At 70.5% G+C, this 26,388-nt stretch carries 22 protein-coding genes; 14 read left to right on the forward strand and 8 right to left on the reverse strand.

Annotated features, from left to right (window positions below; translation table 11 throughout):
- Positions 1–5: 5 nt before the first annotated feature.
- Together ACK1X7_RS04645 and ACK1X7_RS04650 are read right to left on the reverse strand one after the other, a co-directional pair.
- A complete protein-coding gene (locus ACK1X7_RS04645; protein WP_413116845.1) occupies positions 6–2,879 on the reverse strand; it encodes a helix-turn-helix transcriptional regulator in 2,874 nt (957 codons plus the stop codon).
- A 587-nt stretch (positions 2,880–3,466) separates the two neighbouring features.
- Entirely contained in the window at positions 3,467–4,096 is a 630-nt protein-coding gene (locus ACK1X7_RS04650; protein WP_385144837.1) for a malonic semialdehyde reductase, read from the reverse strand.
- 192 nt (positions 4,097–4,288) lie between these two features.
- On the opposite strand from ACK1X7_RS04650, the gene ACK1X7_RS04655 reads away from it, so the two are divergent.
- Positions 4,289–5,251, forward strand: coding sequence for a zinc-dependent alcohol dehydrogenase (locus ACK1X7_RS04655; protein ID WP_385144835.1), 963 nt, complete (start codon positions 4,289–4,291; stop codon positions 5,249–5,251).
- Between the two features lie 36 nt (positions 5,252–5,287).
- Here the strand turns inward: ACK1X7_RS04655 and ACK1X7_RS04660 are convergent, their stop codons facing one another.
- Together ACK1X7_RS04660 and ACK1X7_RS04665 are read right to left on the reverse strand one after the other, a co-directional pair.
- Positions 5,288–6,955, reverse strand: a complete 1,668-nt coding sequence (locus tag ACK1X7_RS04660) for a hypothetical protein (protein ID WP_413114671.1) — start codon at positions 6,953–6,955, stop codon at positions 5,288–5,290.
- A gap of 49 nt (positions 6,956–7,004) precedes the next feature.
- Positions 7,005–8,831: a flavin-containing monooxygenase gene (locus ACK1X7_RS04665; protein ID WP_413114672.1), complete on the reverse strand. Its 1,827-nt coding sequence runs from the start codon at positions 8,829–8,831 to the stop codon at positions 7,005–7,007.
- A 160-nt stretch (positions 8,832–8,991) separates the two neighbouring features.
- On the opposite strand from ACK1X7_RS04665, the gene ACK1X7_RS04670 reads away from it, so the two are divergent.
- The 5 genes from ACK1X7_RS04670 to ACK1X7_RS04690 all read left to right on the forward strand — a co-directional run bounded on the left by ACK1X7_RS04670 (position 8,992) and on the right by ACK1X7_RS04690 (position 13,809).
- Complete coding sequence (locus ACK1X7_RS04670) at positions 8,992–9,573, forward strand: TetR/AcrR family transcriptional regulator (RefSeq protein WP_385144829.1); 582 nt, start codon at positions 8,992–8,994, stop codon at positions 9,571–9,573.
- Positions 9,574–9,729: 156 nt separating this feature from the next.
- Complete coding sequence (locus ACK1X7_RS04675) at positions 9,730–10,458, forward strand: succinate dehydrogenase (protein ID WP_398161647.1); 729 nt, start codon at positions 9,730–9,732, stop codon at positions 10,456–10,458.
- A gap of 2 nt (positions 10,459–10,460) precedes the next feature.
- Positions 10,461–12,428 (forward strand): fumarate reductase/succinate dehydrogenase flavoprotein subunit, encoded by a 1,968-nt coding sequence (locus ACK1X7_RS04680; protein ID WP_390795573.1) that lies wholly within the window; start codon positions 10,461–10,463, stop codon positions 12,426–12,428.
- Positions 12,425–13,171, forward strand: a complete 747-nt coding sequence (locus ACK1X7_RS04685) for a succinate dehydrogenase/fumarate reductase iron-sulfur subunit (RefSeq protein ID WP_059142553.1) — start codon at positions 12,425–12,427, stop codon at positions 13,169–13,171. Before ACK1X7_RS04680 ends, ACK1X7_RS04685 begins: the two co-directional genes overlap by 4 nt.
- Before the next feature lie 164 nt (positions 13,172–13,335).
- The gene (locus tag ACK1X7_RS04690; RefSeq protein WP_385144823.1) at positions 13,336–13,809 is read left to right on the forward strand and encodes an SRPBCC domain-containing protein; all 474 of its coding nucleotides are present in this window, start codon (positions 13,336–13,338) and stop codon (positions 13,807–13,809) included.
- Between the two features lie 99 nt (positions 13,810–13,908).
- On the opposite strand, the gene ACK1X7_RS04695 is transcribed toward ACK1X7_RS04690, so the two are convergent.
- Positions 13,909–14,421, reverse strand: a complete 513-nt coding sequence (locus tag ACK1X7_RS04695; RefSeq protein ID WP_385144821.1) for a MarR family winged helix-turn-helix transcriptional regulator — start codon at positions 14,419–14,421, stop codon at positions 13,909–13,911.
- A gap of 151 nt (positions 14,422–14,572) precedes the next feature.
- Between ACK1X7_RS04695 and ACK1X7_RS04700 the strand changes: the two genes are divergently transcribed.
- Together ACK1X7_RS04700 and ACK1X7_RS04705 are read left to right on the forward strand one after the other, a co-directional pair.
- Positions 14,573–15,766 carry an FAD-dependent monooxygenase gene (locus tag ACK1X7_RS04700; RefSeq protein WP_385144843.1) on the forward strand — a complete coding sequence of 398 codons (1,194 nt, stop codon included), beginning with the start codon at positions 14,573–14,575 and terminating at the stop codon, positions 15,764–15,766.
- Between the two features lie 171 nt (positions 15,767–15,937).
- On the forward strand, positions 15,938–16,333 hold the full coding sequence (locus tag ACK1X7_RS04705; RefSeq protein ID WP_390795574.1) for a hypothetical protein: 396 nt from the start codon (positions 15,938–15,940) through the stop codon (positions 16,331–16,333).
- 121 nt (positions 16,334–16,454) lie between these two features.
- Here the strand turns inward: ACK1X7_RS04705 and ACK1X7_RS04710 are convergent, their stop codons facing one another.
- Both ACK1X7_RS04710 and ACK1X7_RS04715 read right to left on the reverse strand, forming a co-directional pair.
- Complete coding sequence (locus ACK1X7_RS04710) at positions 16,455–17,309, reverse strand: hypothetical protein (protein WP_413114673.1); 855 nt, start codon at positions 17,307–17,309, stop codon at positions 16,455–16,457.
- A gap of 134 nt (positions 17,310–17,443) precedes the next feature.
- The gene (locus ACK1X7_RS04715; RefSeq protein WP_413114674.1) at positions 17,444–18,175 is read right to left on the reverse strand and encodes a class I SAM-dependent methyltransferase; all 732 of its coding nucleotides are present in this window, start codon (positions 18,173–18,175) and stop codon (positions 17,444–17,446) included.
- A 165-nt stretch (positions 18,176–18,340) separates the two neighbouring features.
- Here ACK1X7_RS04715 and ACK1X7_RS04720 point away from each other — a divergent pair, with 165 nt between their 5' ends.
- Positions 18,341–20,740 (forward strand): RICIN domain-containing protein, encoded by a 2,400-nt coding sequence (locus tag ACK1X7_RS04720; protein WP_413114675.1) that lies wholly within the window; start codon positions 18,341–18,343, stop codon positions 20,738–20,740.
- Positions 20,741–20,868: 128 nt separating this feature from the next.
- Here ACK1X7_RS04720 and ACK1X7_RS04725 read toward each other — a convergent pair whose 3' ends face one another.
- Positions 20,869–21,390: a hypothetical protein gene (locus ACK1X7_RS04725; protein WP_413114676.1), complete on the reverse strand. Its 522-nt coding sequence runs from the start codon at positions 21,388–21,390 to the stop codon at positions 20,869–20,871.
- A gap of 197 nt (positions 21,391–21,587) precedes the next feature.
- Here ACK1X7_RS04725 and ACK1X7_RS04730 point away from each other — a divergent pair, with 197 nt between their 5' ends.
- From ACK1X7_RS04730 to ACK1X7_RS04750, 5 genes are all read left to right on the forward strand, one after another.
- A complete protein-coding gene (locus tag ACK1X7_RS04730; protein WP_413114677.1) occupies positions 21,588–22,220 on the forward strand; it encodes a TetR/AcrR family transcriptional regulator in 633 nt (210 codons plus the stop codon).
- A complete protein-coding gene (locus ACK1X7_RS04735; protein ID WP_385144807.1) occupies positions 22,217–23,707 on the forward strand; it encodes an MFS transporter in 1,491 nt (496 codons plus the stop codon). The genes ACK1X7_RS04730 and ACK1X7_RS04735 overlap by 4 nt, the downstream gene beginning before the upstream one ends.
- 113 nt (positions 23,708–23,820) lie before the next feature.
- The gene (locus ACK1X7_RS04740) at positions 23,821–24,237 is read left to right on the forward strand and encodes a MerR family transcriptional regulator (RefSeq protein WP_390795577.1); all 417 of its coding nucleotides are present in this window, start codon (positions 23,821–23,823) and stop codon (positions 24,235–24,237) included.
- A 53-nt stretch (positions 24,238–24,290) separates the two neighbouring features.
- Positions 24,291–25,370: an NAD-dependent epimerase/dehydratase family protein gene (locus ACK1X7_RS04745; RefSeq protein WP_385144803.1), complete on the forward strand. Its 1,080-nt coding sequence runs from the start codon at positions 24,291–24,293 to the stop codon at positions 25,368–25,370.
- Positions 25,371–25,580: 210 nt separating this feature from the next.
- The gene (locus tag ACK1X7_RS04750; protein WP_390795579.1) at positions 25,581–26,357 is read left to right on the forward strand and encodes a nucleotidyltransferase domain-containing protein; all 777 of its coding nucleotides are present in this window, start codon (positions 25,581–25,583) and stop codon (positions 26,355–26,357) included.
- The last annotated feature ends 31 nt before the right edge of the window (positions 26,358–26,388 follow it).

Genomic DNA, 26,388 nt, shown 5'->3' on the forward strand with positions numbered 1-26,388 from the left:
CAAGGCTAGAGGAAATGCGGCAGATCCTGGCGCCGCTTGACGTTGACTTTACGGAACACGCGGGTGAGGTGCTGCTCGACCGTGCTCGCGGTGATGTAGAGCTTGGCGGCGATCTCGCGGTTGGTGTACCCCTTGGCCGCCAGTAGCGCGATTCTGCGCTCCTGCGTGGTGAGCGCGGACAGCCCGTCCTGGCGCTGCTTCGCGGCCAGCTCGGCCTCGGGGTCGATGGGGTCGAGGGCGGCCTCCCGGCACAGGTGCTCGGCCCCGGTCTGCTTCGCGAGATGCCAGGCGCGGTGGGCCACCCGGCGGGCGTTGCGCTGGTCCCCGGTGTCCTTGAAGGCGATGCTGAGGTCGATCAGCGCACGGGCCAGTTCGTAGTCGTCGCCGCTGTCCTTGAGCATGTCGACGGCCTCGGTGAGCAGTTGCGGGCGGCGGGTGACCCGGCTGACCGCCGCCAGGGTGCGCAGGCACAGCCCGCGCGCCCGGGAGGGGCCCGGGAACAGCCGGGCCATCTGTTCCCGTACCAGACGTTTGGCCTGGTCCTGGTCGTCCTGCGCCAGCCATGCCTCGGCCGCGCTGGTCCGCCATGAGACGGCGTCGGCGCCGGGCGCGTTCCACGTCTCGGCGAATCTGCCGCAGGCGAGGAAGTCCGCGAGCGCGGCCTGCGGGTGGTGGGTGGCCAGCCGGTAGTGGCCCCGGGCGTGCAGATAGTGTGCGCCGTGGCGGCTGTGCAGGATGGGTTCGGGTATCGGCTGTGCCACGTACTTCTCGGCCTGCTCCAGCTTGCCGGACCGGGTGGCGGCCAGGATGGCGCAGCCCAGCACCCCGGCCAGGCCGATCCCCCAGCCCTGGGGCGCTACCAGGGCCATGGCGCGGGCCGCCAGGTCGTGGGCGCGGATCAGGTCTCCCTGGCGCAGGTGGGCCTCGGCGCGGATGGCGAGGAACTTCCCCTGCCAGGCGACGGCGTGGTGGGCGGCGGCCTCGGCCTCGAGCTTTTCACACCAGGCCACGACCTCGTCCAGGCGACCCGCGTAGAGCAGCGCGCGCAGGGCGAGCGCTCCGGCCTCGACGTTCCACAGGGAGCCGTGGTCGAGGTGGAAGGTGCGCAGCAGCAGTTCGGCGCGGTGCACCAGGTGGTCGTTGCGTCCGCGGATCAGGTCGTCGGCCAGGGTGACCGCCGAGGGCAGCCAGGGGTCGTGGCAGGGGGCGGCCTCGGGGGTGGCCGCCGCGACCGACTGGGCCAGTTTGCGCAGCCCGGTGTGGAGGGGGTACGCCATCGCCGCCCAGTTCGTCAGCGGGCGGAGGTCCTCGGTCCCGGAGCCGGCGCCCTGGTGAGCACGGGTGCGCAGGGCGTCCAGCAGGGCGGTCAGCTCGCCCAGCGCACCGGCGTTGGCCAGGCCGAGCACCAGTTCGGAGACCTCCTGGCGGTCCAGATGGCCCGCGGTGAAGTCGCGCAACTGGGGACGGAGATGGCGGACCGCCACCTGCGGTTTGAGCTGCCACTCCAGGCGGCTGAGCCGGGCGCGGATGCGCGCCGCGGTGGGGGCCTCGGTCCGGGTGCGCTGGGCGAGGTCCAGGCAGCCGAGCGCGGTGCCCACATCGCCGGCCGCCAGCGCCTCGTCGGAGGCCGTGACCAGCACCTCGGTGTCACAGTCGGCACGGGTGTCCCCGGCGCTCATCAACTGCCCGGCCACCGTCAGCGCGGGTGCGCCGGCCTCGTGCAGCAGTTCGGCGGCCGCGCGGTGCAGGGCGGCCCGGCTGTCGGCGGGCATGTCGTCCAGCACGGCGGTGGCGGCCACCGGATGGCGGAACGCATGGCCCTCGGTGAGCAGTCCGGCGCTGACCAGGGCGTGCAGGGCCCAGCTTGTCACCGTGGCGTCCACTCCGGCCAGCCGTGCCACGTCCGCCACCGACGCCGTGCCGCCGAGCACGGCGAGGGCGCGCACCACGGACAGCATCGACGGGCGGGAGTGCGTCACGAGGTCGAGCAGTGCCCGTCCGTAGCCCTCCGGATAGCATGCGCCGCCGGCCTGCTGATCGATGATCAGGGCCTGGACGGCCAGGGGGTTGCCACCGCTGATGCGGTGGAGTTCCGCGGTCAGCCGGGGGGAGGCGGTGTGCGGTCCGAGGAGCCGGACGGCCAGGGCGTCGACCGCGCCGCGGCTCAGGGGGCTCAGGGGGATCCGGTGTGCGTTGGGGCTCTGCGAGAGCAGTCCGGCCAGCAGGGGCGAGCGCGGCCACCGCAGCGTGTGGTCATCGGTGAGCAGCACGAGGATACGGGCGGAATGCAGCCACGGGACGATGCCGGCGAGGAAGTGCAGCGAGGGCGGGTCCAGGTAGTGGGCGTTGTCGACCCAGATCACCATGGGGGTGGTCTCGGCCAGTTGGGCCAGCTCCATGGTGAGCTTCTGGAATACGTCGACGACTTGGACCTCCGAGCCGCCCCCGGTTAACTCACCGCCGGTTACGGTGTGTTCGACCGCCGAGGTGAGCAGGGCGCGCACCCGGTCCCGGCTGGGCGGCGGGATCGTCATGCCGTGGAAGAGCTGGGTCACCACACCGAACGGCAGAAGGTGTTCCCGGAGCGAGGCGGTGGCCCTCAGGACCAAGGCGCCGTCCGGTTCCAGGGTTTCGAGGAACTCGTGCACCAGCCGGCTCTTGCCACTGCCCAGTGGCCCGTCCACGACGGCCAGTTGCCCCTTGCCCCTGGCGGCATCGGCGAGCAGCCTGCCCAGGCCGGCCAGGATGTCGTCGCGCTCGACCAGGTCGGGGGGTCCGCAGCCGGGCCCGCGCTCCCCCTCGCTTCCCCGGCTCTCCTGGTCCCTCCGGAAACCGATCGCCGGCCGACCGGCGTCGGCCGTGGAATCGTGGCATTCCATCAAGCTCACAGGCACCCCAGCTTTCTGAAATTCCTCAATCCGCGCGGCCGCTCATAGGGCATGTCCGCGCGAAAGCGCATGACGAGCAGGCAGAACTCCTCAGCGGCACAGGCGCGTTGCCCACCCTCGATGCCCACGGCGTCCCGCCGGGAGAGAGAATGAGTGAGGGAAATACACGAGCCGGGCCGGAGTCTTTTGTTTCAACAGCATGTAAACAGCGTGTGGCTGCGACATGCACCGGATAGGGGCACTCTCGGGTCCTATGCGTAGGTCCCGGCGCGCCGCGCTGTCAAGCGAGTGAGTCGTACATCACGAAACGATCACGCCGCGTTTTTCAGCCGCCTCGGCGTGGCCCTCGTCCCTACGGGAGGGCACCGTACGGGCGGTGTGGACGCGTGGTGGGGGTCGGCGATTGGGCCGAAAGTCGACGGTCCTCGAGGGGTCCCGCGTACGTGGCTCGGCGTACCGCCGCCGAACGAGGCCGGCCCGGCGAGGGGAGCGCCGTCCGACGCCACGAGGGATCAGGTCACCGCGTATGAAGTGGCCCGATCCCATGAGTGTGTGCGCCTTACATCACCTCACTGCTGTCAGACCAGCCGTACCGCCTGCTCGTACGAGGGGCGCGGCAGCCGGTCCCGGTAGGCTTCGGCGCCCGGGTAACCGATGTTGACCAGCAGGATCGACCGCCACCGGCCATCGGGGAAGAACTCCTTGTCCACCGCCGCGGCGTTGAAGCCCTTCATCGGCCCGGCGGCGAGCCCCGCCGCGCGGACGGCCAGTACGAAGTAGCCCGCCTGGAGCACCGCGTTGAAGTCCCCCTGGGACTCGCGCAGTTCCTGGTTGGCCTCCAGCATCTGCTGTAACTGCGGGTTGGACGGGGCGAGGAACGGCACATACTCCGGGTACCGGGTGTCCGCGGCCAGCACCGCGGTGACCGGGGCCGAGGCGGTCTGCTCCTGGTTGGGCTGCGCCACTCCGGTCAGCAGCCGCTGCTTTCCTTCCTCGGTACGCACGTACAAAATGCGCAGCGGATTGATATTCGCCGAGGTCGGGGCCCATTTGAACAGTTCATAGATGGCCTCCAGACGGTCGTCGCCCACCGGCTTGTCGCTGAAGTCATAGGCCGTCTTGGCCTCGGTGAAGAGAAGTTTTCGCCCCTCGGGGGAAAGTGCGTACAGGGCCTGATCGATATCGGGGGCCAGGGTGCTGTCCGACATGGCCGTTCCACTCCTTGCTCACGGTATGGCAATCGCGTCCACAGCGTACGCGTAGGTGATGTGTGACGGCTGAGACTTGGTCAGGTGCGGTGATGATGTGGTCTATCGCCGCGCGGATCATGTGTGGCACGCTCTTGGCATGATGCAGGCGGCTCGTCTTTCCGGAAAGCAGGCGTTCCCTTGAGGGCCGCCGTGCTGACGGAGCCCGGTGCGCTGTCCGTGGTGTCCGTGCCGGAGCCGTCCTGCGGCCCCGGGGAGGTGCTGATCCGGATGCGGGGCACGGGGCTGTGCGGCTCCGATCTCGCGGTGCACGCGGGACACCGGCGGCCACCGAGTCTGCCCTGGATCCTGGGCCACGAGGGGACGGGGCGGATCGTCGAGCTGGGCAGTGCGGTCAGCGGTCTGCGCACCGGCCAGGACGTGGTCATCGAACCGGACTACTGCTGTCTGACGTGCGCCCCCTGCCGGGCCGGGCGGACGTCGGCCTGCGCCGGCCGGGCCGCTGTGGGATTGACCGTTCCCGGTCTGCTGAGTGACTACGTCGTGGCGCCGGCCGCGTTCGTCTGGCCGGTCGCCCCGCGGCTGCCGCTGGAGGACCTGGTCTGCGTGGAACCGGCGACCGTGGCGCGGGCGGCGATGCGGCGCTCGGGCATCGCGCCGGGGCAGAGCTGCCTGGTGATCGGGGCCGGTTCCCAGGGCCTGCTGCTGTGCCAGGCGCTGATCGACCACGGTGTGACGGTGTTCGTCCAGGAGCCCAACGAGGCCCGGCTCGACCGCGCGTGTTCCCTGGGCGCGACACCCCTGCCACCGGACATGGACGGGCTCCCCTGCCTCTTCGAGACCTCCGGCGCCCCCGGAGTCGTCGAGCGGGGGCTGCGACGGCTCACCAAACCCGGCACCGCCGTTCTGATCGGGATGAACACCTCCCCGCTCGGAGTCTCGCCCCGCGATCTGGTGGCGGGGCAGATCACCCTCATCGGCAGCATGATCTACGACCATCCGGTGGACTTCGCACAGACCGTCAGCGCCCTGGAGTCGCGGACACCGCCCCGGCTCGGGGCGGTGGTCAGCGACGGCTATGCCCTGGAGGACGTCCAGGAGGCGTTCACCGCGGCGTACACCGCGGCGGGAAAGGTGTGGGTCGACCTTTCCTGAGCGGCCGCCCCGGGGCGGCCGCCCCGGCGGCGAACCTCATTCGGCGGGCCCGGTCAGACGCAGCACACTCCCCTCCCCATTGGCCGATACGAGGAGGGCCCCGTCCGGGGCGACGGCGAGCCCGGCGAACTGGCGCGGGCGGCCGGGGACTCCGGGGATCGGCTCGGGTTCGGTGCGCGTGATCCCGGGCGGCAGGCCGACCGCCAGGTTCTCGGCGTCGATCCTGCTCTCCCCCGTGCGCGGCGAGATCGCCCGCAGCCGCCGGTGCGCGACCTCCACCGTGAACAGCTCGTCACCGCGCACGGCCAGGCCCTGCGGTGCGCCGAGCCCGTCCGCGACGACCACCGCCGCGCCGTCCTCCAGCCGGAGCACCGCGCCGCGCCGGTCGTCGCTGACGTAGCAGCGCCCCTCGCCGTCGAAGGCGACGTCCAGGGGGTGGTCGAGTCCCTCGGCGAGCACGCTCACGGTGTCGGTGTCGTCGATGCGCAGGATGCGGCCCGCACCGGTCTCGGCGACCACGAGGGAGCCATCCGGTGCGACGGCGATTCCGGTGGGCTGGTCCAGCCCGGTGGCCCGCACTCGCGTGGTCTTGTCGACGGGGTCGTGGGTGCGCACATCGCCGAGTTGTGAGGTGAGGTGGAGCAGGCCGTCGTCGGCGGTGACGTTGTGCACGGCGTAGATCAGCTCGTGGGTGACGACACCGGGCTCGTCTCCATCCTCACCTGAGCCGGAACCCGCACCGGAACCGGACCCGGGACCGGGACCGGGACCGGGACCGGGACCGGAGACATCCGGGCTCGCCAGGCGGAAGTGGTCGGCCGCGTACACCGTGCCACCGAGGTCGACCGTGATGCCGAACGGCCCGTCGAACCCCTGCGGGACCACCACCCGGGTCCTGCCGTCCGGGTGCATCTCCGCGATCCCGCCACTGGCGAAGCTGGAGACGAACATCCGATTCTCATGGTCGAACGCGGCGTTGTCCAGCCCGACGATGCCGCTCGCCACGACCGTCCGGGCCCCGGTGTTCAGATCGATACGGGTCACCAGACCGGCCATGCCACGGGACAGGACGACGAGCACGCCGCCCCGGTCGAACCGCACCGCGACCGGGTCGTCCACCTCCTCGGCGACCAGCTCGGGCACCCCTCCGTCGGGCGGGATCCGCCAGACCTGGTTGCGCATCATCTGCGGGTAGTACAGGCAGCCGTCGGGGCCGAGCTGCATCGCGTTGCCCAGGGCCAGCCCGTCGGTCAGCACCGCCGGGTCGCCGCCGCCGGGGAACAGCTCCATCAGCCGGCCGTTCATCTTCATCTCGTTGACGAAGAGCCGGTCGCCGACGCAGGTGATGCCGTTGGGCAGCGACACCTGGTCGGAGACGAGGGTGTACGTGCCCTCCGAGCCGCGCCGCCACACCCGGCCGGGGGTCAGATCGGCGATGTACATCGAGCCGTCCGCCCCGAAGGCCAGGTCGTCCGGCGCCTCCACCGGGCCGTCGAGCGGCACCACCACCTCGACATCACCCGAGGCGGGGTCCACGGCGCTGATCTGCCCGGCGAGGAACTGCGCCACGTACAGCCGTCCGTCGGGGCCGAATGTGACGCCGTTGGAACCCCACAGCCGGTTCGCCCTGGTCAGTCGACGCACCTCCATGCGGTCGCTCGTGGCCTGGCCGCGGCCGGTGTCGTCGAACCGGCTGGGGTGCATCGTCGCTCCTTGGGAGTGGGTGATGTCCATCGGGTGATATCCATCGGTGTCAGACGACCAGCACGTCATTCATGCCGCCGCCCGCGCGCCAGCGTCTGAGCAGTTCATGGAAGGCGATCGGCCCGTCCCCGAAGGACTCGCTGCGCTCCCTGGGCATGCCCTCGTTGTTGTAGTAGCCGGGGGTGCACTCGGCCTGGAAGGCGTACAGGTCCGCCGCCTTCTCACGGATCGTGGCGCGCCAGGCCGCCTCGGCCTCGGCGGTCGGCTCGACATACCGGGCCCGGCGCCTGCGTGCCTCGGCGAGCACCTCGGCGACATGAATGGCCTGCTCATCGAGGATGTGCACATAGTTGACGGCGCTGGCGTTCTGTAGCGGGCCGAGCTGGAAGAGGTTGGGGAAGCCGTGGCTGTAGAAGCCGTGGAGCGTCTTCGGTTCGTCGCTCCAGGCTTCGGTCAGGGTGACACCGCCCCGGCCGTGCACCGGGAGGAGTCCGGAGGTGACGCCGGAGACGCCGACCTCGAAGCCGGTGGCGAAGATGACGCAGTCGACCTCGTACTCGACCCCGCCGGTCACGACGGCGTGCTCGGTGATGCGCTCGACACCTCCGTGGTCGGCCGTGTCCACGAGTGTGACGTTGGGCCGGTTGAAGGTGTTCAGATAGGTGTCGCTGAACGTGGGGCGTTTGCACATATAGCGGTACCAGGGCTTGAGCGCCTCGGCCGTCGCCGTGTTCTCGACGATGGAGTCCACGCGGTCGCGGATCCCGTTCATCTTCTGGAAGTCGGCGATCTCGTAGAGGCGTTCGCGCTCCTGGGGCGGCAGGCCCGCGTAGCTGTCGGTCGGAATGAGCTTCTGCTGGAGCCGCGCGGTGCTCGTCCAGCCATCGTCCACCAGGTCCTCGGCGGCCTGGCCGCCGGTGACGACGGCGAGGAAGTTGTCCCTGCGGCGCCGCTGCCAGCCGGGCGACAGCGACGCGGCCCACCCCGGATCGGTGGGGCGGTTGCCGCGCACATCGACCGAGGACGGGGTGCGCTGGAACACATACAGATGCTCGGCGTCCCGTCCCAGATGGGGCACGACCTGGATGGCGGTGGCGCCGGTGCCGATGAGGGCCACGCGCTTGTCGGCGAGTCCGTGCAGCCCGCCGCTCGCGTCGCCGCCGGTGTAGTCGTAGTCCCAGCGGCTGGTGTGGAACGTATGCCCCTTGAAGGTCTCGATCCCGGGGATGCCGGGGAGTTTGGCCCGGCTGAGTGTTCCGCTGGAGATCACCACATGGCGTGCCCGGATGCGGTCGTTCCGGTCGGTGTGGACGGTCCACTCCACCTCGGCTTCATCCCAGCGGAGTTCGGTCACCTGGGTGCGGAAGCAGACATCGCGGTAGAGGTCGAAGTGGCGCCCGATCGCCCGCGCGTGCTGTCTGATCTCCTCGCCCGGCGCGTATCGCCACCGCGGTACGTAGCCGATCTCCTCGAGCAGGGGCAGATAGACATAGGACTCGATGTCGCACTGGACACCCGGATAGCGGTTCCAGTACCAGGTGCCGCCGAAGTCCCCGCCCTGTTCGATCATGCGGATCTCCCGCACACCGGCCTGCCGCAGCCGCGCGCCGGCGAGCAGACCGCCGAATCCGCCCCCGATGATCAGGACCTCGACCCGGTCGGACAGTGGCTCCCGGGTGAACTCCGTTTCCACGTACGGGTCCTGGGCGTAGGAGCCGAAGTCCCCGGCGATGCGCCGGTACTGCTTTCTGCCGTCGGGGCGGATCCGGCGGTCACGCTCGGCCCGGTACTTCGCCCGCAGGGCGTCCGGATCGAATCCCAGCTCCTCGGTGTCCATGGACGTGGTGGCGGTGGGCGGATGGTGGGGGGTGGACATAGGGGGTCCTCGTGCCTCTGGCGTCGGAAGGTCTACGGGGCTCGGGCGCCGCCCGGGGTCCGTTGATCGGCGGCGCGGGCTCAGCCTCACAGAAAACGTTCTCACTGCGCAAGGTTTCCCAATGAGTAAGAATCGGCCGTCTCGCGTATGCTCACCGGCGATGACTACCGGCCTGCGCGAGCGCAAGAAGGCGGCGACCCGCCAGTCGCTGCACGATGCCGCCGTGCGCCTCGCCGCCGAGCACGGCGTCGAGCACCTCACGGTGGAGGCCATCGCCGATGCCGCCACCGTCTCCCGGCGCACCTTCTCCAACTACTTCGCCAGCAAGGAACAGGCGCTGCTGCACCACGACAGGGCGCGTACGGTCCGGCTGGTCGAGCTGATCCGCGCCCGCCCGGCGGAGGAATCCCTGATGGCGGCGGTCATCCGCGCCGCCGAGCAGCACTCCACCGAATTCACCGCCGACCCGGCTCAGGAGGAGCACTACCGGACCCTGCGGCTGCATCCGGCGCTGCTCCCGGAGCTGGTCGCCACCTACGCCGCCGCCGAGCGCGATCTCGCCGAGGCGGTCGAAGAGCGCCTTCCCGCCGGACCGGACACCCCCCTGCGCGCCCAGGTCCTCGCCGCGACCCTGCTCGCCGCCTTCCGCGTCGTCGGGCAGACGGCTCTCGAGCGTCGTGAGCACGATGTCGTGGACCTGCTCCGGCAGGCCATCGGCATCACCCACGAGGGCTTCCGCTGACCGTTTTCCCGGCCGGGGAAAAAACTGGGGAGACGACCAGGGGACGGCTGGGCCAAGCGTGGCCGGATCCGAGCGGCCCTCGATAGGCACTGGCTATCGAGATGATCAGAATCATATCTTGGCCCTTTCGACCCGCCGGGTTCTACCGTCGTGTCCATGGCATTGACAACGCGGCCGGAGCAGCGTCCGACGCGGGCGGAGCGACGGCCGTCCATGGCGCTCACATTCTGGCAATCGACGCTCGGCAAGAAGATCGTCATGGGCGTGACCGGTCTGATCATGATCGGTTACCTCTGCGCTCACCTGCTCGGGAACATGAAGATCTTCTTCGGTCCCGGGGAGTTCAACGGCTACGGACACTGGCTGCGCGTCATGGGGGCACCCGTCCTGCACCATCAGTGGGGCCTGTGGATCGCCCGTATCGTCCTGGTCGCCGCGGTGGTCCTGCACGGTGTCTCCGCCTACCAGCTCAGCAAGCGCGACATCAAGGCCCGCCCGCAGAGCTACGTCCACGCCAAGCCACGGATGAGCTATGCCACCCGGACCATGCGCTGGGGTGGGGTGATCCTGGCCCTGTTCATCGTCTGGCACATCCTGGACCTCACCACCGGCACCACGCACAGTGGCGGATTCCAGGAGGGCCACCCGTACCAGAACGTGGTGGACACCTTCTCCACCTGGTACGGGAACGTCATCTACATCGTGGCGATGCTGGCCATGGGCATGCACGTCCAGCACGGCTTCTGGAGCGCCGCGCAGACCCTCGGCGCGGGCAGCCGCTCCCGTGACCGCGCCCTCAAGGCCACTGCCAATGGGCTGGCGATTCTTCTCACCGCCGGGTTCATCTCGATACCCGTCGGTGTCATGACCGGAGTGGTGAGCTGACCATGACCTCGTACAGCGAATACACCGAATACGCCGATTACACTGTCGGCGAACCGATCGAGGACGAGCTGGCCCCCTCCGGGCCGGTGAGCGAGCGCTGGGACACCCGCCGCTTCCAGGCCAAGCTGGTCAACCCCGCCAACCGCCGCAAGCACACCATCATCGTGGTGGGCACCGGCCTGGCCGGTGGCGCCGCCGGCGCCACCCTGGCCGAGCAGGGCTACCACGTGGTGCAGTTCTGCTACCAGGACTCGCCGCGCCGGGCCCACTCCATCGCCGCGCAGGGCGGGATCAACGCGGCGAAGAACTACCGCAACGACGGCGACTCGATCCACCGGCTGTTCTACGACACCGTCAAGGGCGGCGACTTCCGCGCCCGCGAGTCCAATGTCCACCGCCTGGCACAGATCTCGGTGGAGATCATCGACCAGTGCGTGGCCCAGGGCGTGCCGTTCGCCCGGGAGTACGGCGGTCTGCTGGACACCCGTTCGTTCGGCGGTGTCCAGGTCTCCCGCACCTTCTACGCCCGCGGCCAGACGGGCCAGCAGTTGCTGCTCGGCGCCTACCAGGCGCTGTCCCGCCAGATCGCGGCGGGCAATGTGGAGATGCACGCCCGCACCGAGATGCTGGACCTGATCGTGGTCGACGGGCGGGCGCGTGGCATCGTCGCCCGCGATCTGGTGACCGGCAAGATCTCCACATACTTCGCCGACGCGGTGGTGCTGGCCAGCGGCGGCTACGGCAACGTCTTCTATCTGTCGACGAACGCCATGAACTCCAACGCGACCGCCATCTGGCGGGCGCACCGGCGCGGCGCGTACTTCGCCAACCCCTGCTTCACCCAGATCCACCCGACCTGCATTCCGCGCTCCGGGGACCACCAGTCCAAGCTGACCCTGATGAGCGAGTCGCTGCGCAACGACGGCCGGATCTGGGTGCCCAAGGCGAAGGGCGACACCCGTCCGGCGGCCGAGATCCCCGAGGACGAGCGCGACTACTACCTGGAGCGGATCTATCCGTCGTTCGGCAATCTGGTGCCGCGCGACATCGCCTCCCGCGCCGCGAAGAACGTCTGTGACGAGGGCCGTGGCGTCGGACCCGGCGGCCAGGGCGTCTATCTGGACTTCGCCGACGCCATCGCCCGGATGGGCCGCAAGGCGGTCGAGGAGAAGTACGGCAACCTCTTCGACATGTACGAGCGGATCACGGCGGAGAACCCGTACGAGGTCCCGATGCGCATCTACCCCGCGATCCACTACACGATGGGCGGGCTGTGGGTCGACTACGACCTCCAGACCACCGTGCCGGGGCTGTTCGCGATCGGCGAGGCCAACTTCTCCGACCACGGTGCCAACCGGCTCGGTGCCTCCGCGCTGATGCAGGGCCTGGCCGACGGCTACTTCGTCCTGCCGTCGACGATCAACGACTATCTGGCCCGCCACCCGCACAAGGAAGAGGTCGACGCCGGTCACCCCGCGGCCGTGGAGGCGGTGCGGGAGACCGAGGACCGGCTGGCCAGGCTGCTGGCCGTCGACGGCGACCGCACCCCCGACTCGTTCCACCGCGAGATCGGCGAGCTGGTGTGGGAGTTCTGCGGCATGGCCCGCACCGACGAGGGGCTGCGCAAGGCGCTGGACCGCATCCCGCAGATCCGCGAGGAGTTCTGGCGCCGGATCAAGGTGCCGGGCACCGGCGAGGAGTTCAACCAGTCGCTGGAGAAGGCCAACCGGGTCGTGGACTATCTGGAGCTGGCCGAGCTGATGTGCCTGGACGCCCTGCACCGGGCCGAGTCCTGCGGTGGCCACTTCCGCGAGGAGTCCCAGACCCCCGACGGTGAGGCCGCCCGCAAGGACGAGGAGTTCACCTACGCCGCTGCCTGGGAATTCACCGACACCGGTGCCGCCCCCGTGCTCCACAAGGAGCACCTGACCTTCGAGTACGTCCACCCCACTCAGCGGAGCTACGCATGAAGCTCACCCTGCGCGTCTGGCGCCAGAAGAACGCCGACACCCCCGGTGCCATGGCCACTTACCAGCTCGACGGCGTCTCCCAGGACATGTCCTTCCTGGAGATGCTCGACATCCTCAACGAGGAACTCATCGTCAAGGGTGAGGAGCCGGTGGCCTTCGACCACGACTGCCGTGAGGGCATCTGCGGTGCGTGCAGCCTGGTGATCAACGGTGACGCCCACGGTCCGGAGCGCACCACCACCTGCCAGCTCCATATGCGGTCCTTCCAGGACGGCGACACCATCGACATCGAGCCGTGGCGTGCCTCCGCCTTCCCGGTCATCAAGGACCTGGTGGTGGACCGCTCCGCCTTCGACCGGGTGATCCAGGCCGGTGGCTTCATCACCGCCCCGACCGGGGCCGCACCGGAGGCACACGCCACTCCGGTGCCCAAGGCGGACGCGGACTTCGCGTTCGAGCACGCCGAGTGCATCGGCTGCGGCGCCTGCGTGGCGGCCTGTCCCAACGGTGCGGCGATGCTGTTCACCTCGGCCAAGGTCAACCACCTCAATGTGCTGCCCCAGGGCTCTCCCGAGCGGGAGACCAGGGTGCTGGACATGGTGTCCCAGATGGACGCCGAGGGCTTCGGCGGCTGCACCCTCACCGGTGAGTGCGCCACGGCCTGCCCCAAGGGCATCCCCCTGTTCTCCATCACCGCGATGAACAAGGAGTGGCTGCGGGCGACCCGCAAGGTCAAGCGCTGACCCGCACTCCCCCGAAAACGGCACCCCTCGACAACGCTCCGTGGATGGGGTGTCCCGGCGGCGGAGGTCTCACCGGACGCAAGACCTCCGCCGCCGTCCAACCTAGCGGCCGGGCGCCGGGCCATCGGCTTATGTGCCCGCCGTCCGGCCGCTAGGTTGGGCGCATGTATGCCACGCGAGTCTCCCGACGTATCAACGCTCCGCGCCCGGCCGTCTACCGGGCGCTGCTCGACGCGAGCGCCGTCGCGGCCTGGCGGGTGCCCGACGGCATGACCTGCCGGGTGCATGAGTTCGACCCCCGCGAAGGCGGGACCTTCCGCATCTCGCTCAGCTACGACGACCCGGCGAGCACCGGCAAGTCGGGCGGCCATACGGACACCTACCACGGCCACTTCACCCGGCTGGTGCCGGACGAGCAGGTGGTCGAGGTGTCCGAGTTCGAGGCCACGGATCCCGCTCTGCGCACCACGATGACGATCACGACCACGCTCACCGACGGGGAGGGTGGCGGCACCGACGTCCACATCCTGCACGAGGGGCTCCCCGACGCCGTACCGGCCGCCGACAACGAGCTGGGCACCCGCATGAGCCTGGACAAGCTGGCCGAGCTCGTCGAGACGGGCCGGGCGCCCGCGTAGACGTGCCCTCCGGCCGGGCGCACGTCCGCTGATGCGGGCCGATTGTCGTCCGCTGATGCGGGCCCATCGTCGTCGCTCCGGCGGGCCGATCGTCGTCGCTCAGGCGGGCCGGTCATCGTCGAGGGAGTCCAGATGGGCGGTGAGGTCGTCGACGAAGCGTCCCAGAAGCCGGCCGAAGACCTCGCGGTCGTGCGGGCTCCAGCCCGCGAGGGCGTCGCCGAACCAGCCGAGGACGGTCCGTATATAGCGGTCGGTCGCCGCCGCTCCCTCGGCGGTCGCCTCGATGAGCCGAGCGCGCTGATCGTCCGGATCGGTGACCCGGTGAACCAGTCCGCGCCGCGCCAGCTCGTTCACCTGCCGGGTGACATGGGGTCCGACGACCTGCATCCGTGCGGCGATCTCCCCCACCCGTAGTGGACCGCCCGCCATGTGCAGAGAGATCAGCACCGACATCGCGGGCCGGTCCACGGATAGCCCGGCGACCTCCATGGCGCGCTCGGGTAGGCGGCCCCGGTTCACGGCACCGCTGAGCTGCGTCAAACGGGGCAGCATGGCCAGCAGGTCGTGTTCACCGTCGCCGCCCTGCCCGGCCTCCGGTTCCTCGGTGGTCATGCCCGCCCTCCACATCTACCTAAGTTAGGTATATAGTCATCCCATCGGCCCCGCATCCAGGGCCCTTTCACGTCAATAAAAAGGATACCTGAGTTAGGTATGCGCCAGGCCCTCCCCGTAGGAGGGCCGGAGAGGAGTGCCCATGGGCGGCATGAACACCGCGCCGAAGCGCACGATCCTGGTCTCCGGAGCCAGCATCGCCGGCCCCGCGCTGGCCTACTGGCTCCACCGGTACGGCTTCGCGGTCACACTCGTCGAGAAGGCGGCCGCACTACGCGGTGGCGGCTACCCCATCGACATCCGTGGCACCGCGGTCGAGGTCGTCCGGCGCATGGGGGTGCTCCCCCGGCTCCAGGACGCCCACGTCGCCGTCCGCCGGATCTCCTTCGTCGACGCGGAAGGCCGTCCGATAGCCGCCCTGCGGCCCGAAGCCATCTCCGGCGGCAAGGAAGGCCATGACCTCGAAATCCCCCGCGGAGAGCTGGCCGAGATCCTCTACGGCGCGATCCGCGACGACGTCGAACTCCTCTTCAACGACTCCATCGCCACCCTTCACGACCACGACGGCGGTGTGGACGTGACCTTCCATGGCGGAGCCCGGCGCACCTTCGACCTGGTCATCGGCGCCGACGGCATCCACTCGCACACCAGGAGTCTGGCCTTCGGCCCCGAGGAGCCCTACCACCGCTATCTCGGCCACAGCTTCGCCGGATTCACCATGCCCAACCACCTCGGGCTCGCCCACGAGGGGCTCACCTGGAACGTGCCGGGCAGGACCGCCGTCCTCTACGCACCCCGCGACGGCGACCGGGTGCACGCCTTCCTCAGCTTCCTGCGCCCCGACCCGCCCCTCGACGCCTTCCGCGACCCCGCCGCCCAGCGCGACCTCGTGGCCGGGACGTTCGCCGGATACGCATGGGAGATCCCGCGCATGGTCGCCGCCATGCGCGACAGCGACGACCTCTTCTTCGACGTGGTCAGTCAGATCCACATGCCACGGTGGTCCACCGGCCGGGTCGCCCTGGTCGGCGACGCCGCCTACGCGCCGTCGTTCCTCTCCGGCCAGGGCTCGAGCCTGGCGCTGGTCGGCGCGTACGTCCTCGCCGGCGAGCTGGCCACGGCCCCCGGCCACGCCGACGCCTACGAGAGGTACGAGCGCACCGTGCGGTCGTTCGTGGAGATGAACCAGGCACTCGCCACCGAAGGGAGCGCGGGCCTGTCTCCCCGTACCCCCGAGGACCTGGCACGGCGCAACGAGGCGCTGCGCGACCCGTCCCCCGTGCTCAACACCACGGGCCGGAAGGCACACTCGGCGCTGGCCCTCCCCGGCTACGACGCCGCGTAAAGGCCGATCACGCCGAAATCGGCGCCGTCCGGGTCAGCCGGTGATGTCGATGGCCCGGGTGGGGGCCCGAGCCTGAGGTCACGACGGACGGCACCCCCGCCGGTTCGTGGTGCCCTGTCGACGGAAGGGGCGCCCAGGAGGGCGCCCCCAGCGGAAGCCGGGAGGAACACCATGCACCAGCGCATCGCCGTCACGGCAGCCCTGTCCGCGGCCCTCGTCGCCGTGCTCGCCGGCGCGCCCACGGCGTCGGCGGAGCCCAGCCCGCCCAACTGTCCCCCGGGGAACGTCTTCGTGTTCGACAGCAATACGAGCACCGACGGACCGGCCGTGATCAAGAGCGCCGGCAACTGGAGGGGCTCCCACCCGACCGGCATCGTCGGCAGCACGATCTTCAACAACGGCACCCGTCAGCCGGGCCACGATCACATCCAGGCCACCTGGGTCTTCAACGGACAGACGTTTGGCAGGTGCCTCCACTTCAACCCCGGCCCCGGCGACTACAAGTTGATCATCGGGGACAAGGCCACCCTGACCAGCCTCACCTGGCGCGGCGAATGTGACGACTGAACGGGCGGATGTCCCCTGCCCGGCCGGGCAGGGGACGCCGCCGAAGGCCCGGGTACGGCTCGGATGACGAGGCCGGGGTCATGCCAGGGGTCATGGGTGAGCGGGTGCGGACACGGTCCGCTCAGAGGCCGTAGCGGCTCTTCAGATGGCGCCAGAAGTCACGGAGCATCCACGTGTCGAACTCCGTGATCTGCGTGGCGCTTCCCGCCTTCATCAGGAAGCAGCACTGTCCGGTCGGCGTCCAGTCGTAGAAGTCGTCGAGGCCGAAGGTGTGGCCGACTTCATGCAGGTAGATGTGGATGTTCTCCTGGTTCAGCGCACCGGTGAAGTACTCCTGCCCCACGCGCTGGCCCCAGTCCCCGCCGGCACCGCCCTGGAAGCCCTTCGTCAGCCACAGCGACTGGTCGTAGTGGCGGGCCGCACCGCCCGGGCAACGCGAGTAGTTGCCGTCCTGGTGGAAGAAGCGCCCGCAGTCGGGTGAGCACTGCGGGGCGCCGCCGCTGTCGAGGTTCCCGGCGTAGACGTCGACCGAGTTGTCGGTCCACTGGAGTGTCGAGCGGTTCTTCACGGCCCAGCCGACGATGTTGACCGGGACGTTGGTGTAGGGCCAGGCGTCGTGTCCCTTGCCGTTCTCCACCATGGCCGCCATCCACTTGGCGTACTGCTTCTTCACCGCGGCGTGGATCCGGTCGCGCAGCGCGGCGCTGACGGGGGCGTCGGACTCCCAGCGGACGCAGTAGTTGACGCTTCCCCTGTCGGCCATGACCTGGTCCCAGCCGTAGTTGCGGAAGCCGTAGAGATCCGGATAAGTCGACTCGACGTGGTTCCACACCTCGCCCAGCGGCTGCACCAGGTTGGCGGGCGGGTTCCAGTCGTCGGCGACCCGCGACGGGGCGGCCGTCGCGACACCGGGCGCGGCGACCAGCGCGGCCAGGGCGGCCAGCACGGTGGCCAGGCGCGCAAGGAGTGAGCGCACTGTGAACTCCCTTGAGTGGCTGACAAGTTGTCAGTCACAGGTCGCCGCCACCGCCGCTCGGGTTGCCGCCATGTCTCCGCGATCGCCGCGTACGCGTGGGCCACGCTCACGGCGGCCGGTGGCCAACAGGGCGCTCAGACCGGCCGGGTGGCCACGACCAGTCGGCAGCGCGGGCTGCCGTCGGCCCGTCGGCCGAGTTCTTCCAGTGCCCGCAGCTCGACCTCGAACCCGGCCCGGAGCAGCTCTTCCCGCACCTCCGTGAGCCGGAAGGTCCGGTAGTACATCACAAAGCGCGGCCGCCATACCGCGTTGCGCACCCGCATCGCGGTGTCGAACGCCAGAAGTTCCCAGTACTGCCGGGATCCCGGGCGGGCCGGTGCCCCGATCGGGAACGCGAACCGGCCACCCGGGCGGAGCACGGAGTGGACCTGGGCGAAGAGCCCCGGCAGCTCGTGCGGCAGGAAGTGGCCGAAGGCCCCGAAGCTCACGGCCAGGTCGAAGACCGGCCCGAACGGAAGGGCGCGCACATCGGCGCGTACCCAGTCGGTGCGCGGTGCGTCCGGCGCCACCGGCGTACCGTCCCGGCCCTCGGCCAGCATGCCCGCGCTGAAGTCGACGCCGGTGATCCGCTCCCGGCACACCTGCCGCAGCACGCCCATGCCCGCGCCGGTTCCGCAGCACACGTCGAGGCCGCTGTCGAAGGGCCCGAGCCCGCGCAGGGCGCCGGTCACCGAGTCCAGCACCGACGCCGGGGTCCGGTACCCGGTGTGGTCGAACTTCGGGGCCAGCAGGTCGTAGCCGTGCTCGACGGAGGACAGCGCCTGGACGACGAGCTCACGGAAGGTGGGGCCCTGGGGTGCGGACATCACGCTCAGCATAGAGCCCCACCGGGTCAGGGTCGTACTCCTGGCTTGTCGTGCACCTGGACAGGGCGCCAGTGGCGTGCTGTGATGCGCGACAACGATGTCAGGCACGTCTTCCCAGCCCCCCCCTCGGCACTTCCTCGGCACCCCACCGACAGGAGCCGCACGATGCCCCTCGACCGACGTCGCTTCCTCCGCACCAGCGCCCTCACCCTCGGTGCCCCCGCGCTCGCCGCCCACCTGGCCCCGGCCGCCGTGGCCTCCCCGGCCCAGCGGCCGAGGGCCCCGCTGGCCGACGCCTTCGACCGGCTCCCGTCCGGGAGCATCACCCCGCGCGGATGGCTGGCCGAACAGTTGCGTCTCCAACTCCATGGACTCTGCGGCCGGTACGAGGAGCGCTCGCACTTCCTCGACGTCAGCACCACCGGGTGGACCCATCCGGACCGGGACGGCTGGGAGGAGGTGCCCTACTGGCTGCGTGGCTATGTCCCGCTGGCCGTGGCCACCCGTGACCAGGCGGCGCTCACGAACTCCCGTAAGTGGATCGACGCCATCCTCGCCACCCAGCAGAGCGACGGCTTCTTCGGGCCGCGCTCGCTGCGGACAAAGCTGAACGGCGGCCCCGACTTCTGGCCGTTCCTCCCCCTCCTCATGGCCCTGCGCACCCATGAGGAGTTCACCGGCGACCAGCGTGTCGTCCCCTTCCTGACCCGCTTCCTGAGCTTCATGAACGCCCAGGGACCGGGCGCCTTCGACTCGAGCTGGGTCTCCTACCGCTGGGGGGACGGGATCGACACCGCGATGTGGCTGTACCGCCGCACCGGCGAGGCGTTCCTCCTCGACCTCGTCCGCAAGATGCATACGTACGGCGCCAATTGGGTCGACAACGTCCCGAGCCCGCACAACGTCAATATCGCCCAGGGCTTCCGCGAGCCCGCCCAGTACGCGCAGGTGACCGGCTCCGCCGAGCTCAGACAGGCGACCTACCGCACCTACGCTTCGGTGCTCGGCGCATACGGCCAGTTCCCGGGCGGTGGCATCGCCGGTGACGAGAACTACCGCCCGGGTTTCACAGACCCCCGGCAGGGGTTCGAGACCTGCGGCATCGTCGAGTTCATGGCCAGCCATGAGCTGCTGACCCGGATCACCGGCGACCCGGTCTGGGCGGACCGCTGCGAGGACCTGGCCTTCAATATGCTGCCCGCCGCCCTCGACCCCCAGGGCACCGGCACCCACTACATCACCAGCGCCAACAGCATCGATCTGAACAACGCGGTGAAGTCCCAGGGGCAGTTCCAGAACGGCTTCGCGATGCAGTCGTACCAGCCGGGGGTCGATCAGTACCGCTGCTGCCCGCACAACTACGGTATGGGCTGGCCGTACTTCGCCGAGGAGCTGTGGCTGGCCACTCCCGACAAGGGGCTCGCCGCGTCCCTTTACGCCGCGTGCCAGGTGAGCGCGAAGGTGGCCGACGGCACGACGGTCACCTTCACCGAGGACACCGACTACCCGTTCGACGAGACCATCAGGCTCACCCTGTCCACCCGCGAGAAGGTGGCCTTCCCGCTCCATCTGCGCGTCCCCGGCTGGTGCGAGAACCCGAGCATCGAGGTCAACGGCCGGGCGGTGGCCGCAAGCGGTGGCCCGGCGTTCGTCAAGGTCGACCGGAGCTGGACGGACGGCGATGTGGTGACGATCCGCCTGCCGCAGCGCACCACCCTGCGGACCTGGTCGGGGCAGCACGGCGCGGTCAGCGTCGGCCACGGCCCGCTGACGTACTCCCTGCGCATCGGCGAGGACTTCGTGCGCTACGCCGGTACCGACGCCTTTCCCGAATACGAAGTGCACGCCACCACGCCGTGGAACTACGGCCTCACCCCCGGAGCCCTGCCCGTCCTCACCCGAGACGACGGTCCGCTCGCAGCCAATCCCTTCACCCACGAGGGCACCCCGGTCCGCATGACCGCCCAGGCGCGTCGCATCCCCGAGTGGCTCTCCGACGACGAGCAGGTGGTCACCCCGCTCCAGCAGAGCCCGGCCCGGGCCGACACAGCGGCCGAGACGGTCACCCTCATCCCCATGGGCGCCGCCCGGCTGCGCATCACCTGCTTTCCCACGGCCTCGCCGGACGGCCGGGCATGGACCCCGGAGCCGCCCTTCCGCCGTCTGCGGAACAAGCACAGCGGCAAGGTGCTGGCGGTCGACGAGATGTCCACGGCCAACAGCGCCCGCGTGGTGCAGTTCGACAACACGCCGACGGGAGACCACGCCTGGCAGTGGATCGACCGGGGCGACGGCTGGTTCCTGATCCGCAACGGCCACAGCGGCAAGGTCCTGGGCGTCGACCGGATGTCGACCGCCAACAGCGCCATCGTCGTCCAGTACGAGGACAACGGCACGGCCGATCACCTCTGGAGGAAGGTGGACAACGGCGACGGCTGGTTCCGCGTCCTCAACAAGAACAGCCGGAAGGTGCTGGGAGTCGACGGCATGTCCACCGCCAACAGCGCCCAGGTGGTGCAGTACGACGACAACGGAACCGATGACCACCTGTGGCGGCTGGTGTGATCGGGCCCGGAAGGTGATGCCGCAGGAGCGGCGACACTCCGTTGGAAGGTGTCGGCAGCACATCAACGGATGAGGCCATCGGCGCCGGGCCGCCCGCCCGGCGCCGATGGCATCTCCGCACACCCCGCTCAGCGCCGGGCGCGCACCGCTTCGGCCGACGGGCCGGTCCAGGCCCGCCACGCGGTGTGCCAGCCGTCGGGACCGTTCGTACGGACGTCGGGTCCCGCCCACGCGATATAGCCGTCGAGTCGGACGAGCAGGGCGGGACCGGGGTCGGTGCGCTGGGCCTGGGCCATCGCGGTGTCGATGCGCGGCGCGCCCTTTTCGCGGATCAGCAGAAAGCCACCGGCCCGCTGTAGCTCGGTCAACCGGCCCTCGGCAAGGGGGACTTCGGTGGCCCGGGTGCCCACCAGCGCGTGCCTGCGCCGGTCGCTCGGGTAGCGCAGGGTGACGCCGGAGAAGCCTCCGGCGATCGTGTCGCGTGCCCGGCCGACGCTCAGCACGGCCGGGGCCAGGTGGTGGCGCAGCCAGCGCGCCGGGCGCGGCCCGAGGGTGACGGCGCGCATCATGGCGCCGCTCTGGCGCAGGACCCGGCGGCCGATGGGGTGGCGCTCCCGGTGGTAGATCTCGCCGACCCACCGCCACTGCACGGCCTCGGCCTCGCCGCCTCACGCAACCATCCCCCGTCCGAGGCGGGCCGCGCCCTGCGCCGCACCCTGCTCGCCGCGCGCTGACGGCGGCGCCGTCCGCCGGAATCCGGAATCCGGAATCCCACCGCCCGCAGGCACTCCCCCTCTCGTGACTCGCCGCATTGACGGAGTGAGTACTCACTCCGTACGGTACCGGCATGGCAGAGAACTCCTCCACCCCGCCCCGGCGCCGTGCGCCGGCCATGGATCCCGACCAGCGCCGCGCGATGATCGTCGCCGCCGCGCTCCCCCTCGTCGTCGAATACGGCGCCTCCGTGACGACGGCGAAGATCGCCCGGGCCGCGGGCATCGGGGAAGGCACCATCTTCCGCGTCTTCGAGGACAAGGACGCCCTGCTCGCGGCCTGTATGGCCGAGGCCGTGCGGCCCGATGACACCGTGGCCCATCTGGAGTCGATCGCCCTGGACCAGCCGCTGGCGGACCGGCTCGCCGAGGCGACCGATGTGGTGCGCGGGCACATGGCGCGCATCGGCGCGGTCGCCGGAGCGCTCGCGGCGGCCGGGCGGCTGGAGCGCGCCGCCCCCAAGCCCGGTAAGGACGGGCGCCTCCCGGACCGCGAGGCGAGCCTGGCCCGGCCGCGCGCCGCGCTGGCCGCGCTGTTCGAGCCCGACCGCGACCGCCTGCGGCTCGCCCCGGAACGGCTCGCGGACGCCTTCCAGTTGACGCTGATGTCGGCCGGACGGCTCGGCGCCCCCGACCCGTTGACCACCGAGGAAGTCGTGGACCTCTTCCTGCACGGCGCACTCGCGGCGTCCGGGGAGGCCAGGTGACCGGACCCGACGCGTACGAGGAACTCCCGCCCCGCCGCCGGACCCTGGTCACCGTCGCCCTGCTGGGCTGCGCCTTCCTGGCCATGCTGGACGGCACCGTGGTCGGCACCGCGCTGCCCCGCATCGTCGAGCAGATCGGCGGAGGGGACGCCTGGTACGTCTGGCTCGTCACCGCCTATCTGCTGACCTCCTCCGTCAGCGTGCCGGTCTACGGCCGCTTCTCCGACCTCTACGGCCGGCGCCGGCTGCTGATCGGCGGGCTCACCATCTTTCTGATCGGCTCCATCGCCTGCGGTCTGTCCGCCTCCATGCCGGCCCTGATCCTCTCCCGCGCGCTCCAGGGCCTGGGCGCCGGAGCCTTGCTGACCCTCGGCATGGCCCTGGTCCGCGACCTCCACCCACCGTCCCGCCCGCAGGGCCTGATCCGCATGCAGACGGCGATGGCCACCATGATGATCATGGGCATGGTCGGTGGGCCGCTCCTCGGCGGGCTGCTCACCGATCATGTCGGCTGGCGCTGGGCGTTCTGGCTCAACCTCCCCCTCGGGCTGGCCGCCATCACCGTCATCGCCCTGGCCCTGCCCGACCGCCGTCCCACCACCCCGCCGCCCGGACGGCTCGACGCGGCGGGGATCCTCCTCCTCGCCGCCGGGCTCTCCCTCGCGCTGACCGGCCTCAGTCTCAAAGGCAACGCGACCGCGGGGCACGCGCCCTCCTGGACGGACCCGGCCGTCATGGGCTGTCTGCTCGGCGGTCTGGCGCTGCTCGCCTCGCTCGTACCGGTCGAGCGGCGGGCCGCCGTCCCCGTCCTGCCCCTGCGGCTGTTCCGGCACCGCCCCTACACGGCCCTGCTGACCGCCGGCTTCTTCTTCCAGGTCGCCGCCCTGCCGGTGGGGATCTTCCTGCCGCTGTACTTCCAGCACATCCGCGGCCACTCGGCCACCGCCTCCGGTCTGCTGCTGCTCCCCCTGCTCATCGGCATGACCCTGGGCAACCGGCTCACCGCCGCCACCGTGCTGCGCAGCGGTCACGTCAAACCGGTCCTGCTGACCGGAGCGGGGCTGCTCACCGTCGGCACCGCCGCCTTCGTCGCCCTGAGGGCCACCACACCGCTCGCGCTGACGTCCGTTCCGCTGCTGCTCGTCGGGCTCGGCACCGGACCGGCCATGGGCGGGCTCACCATCGCCACCCAGAACGCCGTCCCGCGTGCCGATATGGGCACCGCCACCGCGGGTTCCGCCCTCACCAAGCAGCTCGGTGGCACGGTCGGCCTGGCCTGTGCCCAGTCCCTGATCGGCCACTCCGGCACGACCGCGCCCACCGCGGCGGCCATCGGCTCCACCATCGCCTGGAGCGGATGTGCCGCCGGGCTCCTCGCCCTCGGGGCGCTGCTCCTCATGCGCGACATCCCCATCGCCACGCCCGGACGTCGCCCCGAAGCGCCCACTCCCCCGTCCGCCGTCGCCACGCCCGGGACGTCCCGGTAGCCACCGGCCGGGTGCTTGTGGGACGGCCTGTCGATCACACTTGACCTCAAGCGCTTCAAGTGTCGGATGCTCGACATATGACAACGACAGGGACAGAGGTCCGGGGCTCCCCGATGACCATCCAACAGGTGTCGAGACTGAGCGGCCTCTCGGAGCCGACGCTGCGCTACTACGAGAAGATCGGCCTGATCCCCGCGGTGGACCGCGACCGGGACAGTGGCCACCGGCGCTACCACCCCACCGTGGTGGAGACGATCAAGGCGCTGGGATGTCTGAGATCGACCGGCATGAGCGTGCAGGACATGCGCGCCTACCTCCGCCACCTCGACGAGGGCACGCAGGGCGCCGCTCCGCTGCGCGACCTCTTCCGGCACAACGCGGAGCGCCTGGAGCGGGAGATGGCGCTCATGGAGGTCCGCCTGCGCTATCTGCGACTCAAGGCGGAGATGTGGGACGCGCGGGAGCGCGCCGACGCCGATGCGGAGCGCCGGGCGATCGACGAGATCACGGGCGTCATCGACGCGCTGTGAGAAGTGCGTTCGGGAGAGGATGCAAGGAATTCATGGAAGGCAAGACTGTCCCCGTGTCCGCTGACACCAACGCCGACACCGAGACCGACGCCGGTGGTGGCGAACTCGTCCTGGTGACCGGCGGCAATGGCTATGTCGGCACCCATGTGATCAGCGGCCTGCTGCGAAGCGGCCATCGGGTGCGCACCACGGTCCGTTCGGATGGCCGGGCGGCGAGCGCCGCCGCGAGCGTCCGGTCGGCCATCGCGGCCTCCGGCGTCGATCCGGACGGGCGGCTCGACATCGTCGGCGCCGACCTGACCGCGGACGACGGCTGGGACGACGCGGTGGCGGGGTGCACCCACGTCCTGCATGTCGCGTCGCCGTTCCCCTCCGTCCAGCCGGAGAACGAGGACGAGCTGATCGTCCCGGCACGGGACGGCACCCTGCGTGTGCTGCGGGCCGCACGGGACCACGGTGTGCGCAGGGTCGTGATGACGTCCTCGTTCGCCGCCGTGGGATACAGCCCCAAGGACGGTGACACATACGACGAGAGCGACTGGACCGACCCCGCGGACGACAACCCGCCCTACATCCGGTCGAAGACCATCGCGGAGCTGGCCGCCTGGGACTTCGTGGCGAAGGAGGGAGACGGCCTGGAACTGACGGTGATCAATCCGAGCGGCATCTTCGGTCCGACCCTCGGCCCCCGGCTGTCCGCCTCGACGGAGCTCGTGAAGGCGATGCTGGAGGGGGCGATGGAGGCCACCCCTCGTATGCACTTCGGCATGGTGGACGTACGCGATGTCGCCGACCTCCATCTGCTGGCCATGACCCATCCCGCAGCGGCCGGGCAGCGCTTCCTCGCCAGCGGCGAACGGGCCGTCAGCTTTCTGTGGATCGCCCGGGTACTGGCCGAGCACCTAGGAGAGCGCGCCGCCCGGGTACCCAGGCATGAGGTGAGCGACGAAGAGCTGCGGGAGGCCGCCCGCTGTGATCCGGCGCTGCGGGAAGCTGCCGGGCAGGCGGAGAAGGTACCGGTCCTGCGCACCGAGAAGGCGCGTACCGTCTTCGGCTGGACCCCGCGCGACCCGGTGACGACCATCCTCGACACCGCGGAGAGCCTGTTCCGCCTGGGCCTGGTGAAGGGCTGAAGCGCCCCTGGCCCGGGCCGCCCGCCCCGCCATCCGTCGGTGTTCCGGCGCGCCGGGCTCAGGTCCCGGCGGGGGCGGTAAGGTCGGCGTCATGAAGTGATGACCCGGCACACCGATCGCGATCCGCGTGAACGCCGTCCGAGCCTGTGCTCCGGCGTCCGGTCGGTGTGCCCGCGGCACCCGTCATCCACTTCACACGATCGGAACCGTATGACCGACATGCATGAAATGACCGACCTGGCCGATGACATGTTTCTGGACGAGGTCGCCGAGCGGCTCGCCGCCCTGCCCGCCGTACGGGCCGTCACCCTCGGGGGCTCGCGTGCGCAGGGCACCCACACCCCGGAGAGCGACTGGGACCTGGCCGTGTACTACCGGGGCGGATTCGACCCGGCCGATCTGCGGGCCGTCGGCTGGCAGGGCGAGGTCTCCGAGATCGGCGAGTGGGGCGGTGGTGTCTTCAACGGGGGCGCCTGGCTGACGATCGACGGACGGCGCGTGGACGTCCACTACCGCGATCTGGAGGTGGTGGAACACGAACTCGCCGAGTCGCGGCAAGGCCGCTTCCGCTGGGAGCCGCTGATGTTCCACCTCGCGGGCATCCCCAGCTATCTGGTGGTGGCCGAACTCGCCGTCAACCAGGTGCTGCGGGGCACCCTGCCGCGCCCCGAGTACCCGGAGGCGCTGCGCGAGGCGGCGCCCCCGGTGTGGCGCGGGCGCGCGGCCCTGACACTGCGGTACGCCTCGGCCGCGTACGCCGGACGTGGCCAGGCCACCGAGGTGGCGGGGGCGGTGGCGACCGCCGCCCTGGAGACGGCGCACGCGGTGCTGGCGGCGCGCGGTGAGTGGGCCACCAATGAGAAACGCCTCCTCCAGCGGGCGGGCCTGCGCGGCATCGACACGATCGTGGCAGGGCTGCGGCCGGAGCCCGCCGCCCTGGCCGAGGCGATCGCCGACGCGGAGGCGTTGTTCGCAGCCGCGGAGTGAGCGGTGTCCTGGGCGCACCGGCAGGGCCTGG

Source organism: Streptomyces sp. CY-1 (assembly GCF_047218265.1).
GTDB classification, from domain to species: Bacteria; Actinomycetota; Actinomycetes; order Streptomycetales; family Streptomycetaceae; genus Streptomyces; species Streptomyces niphimycinicus.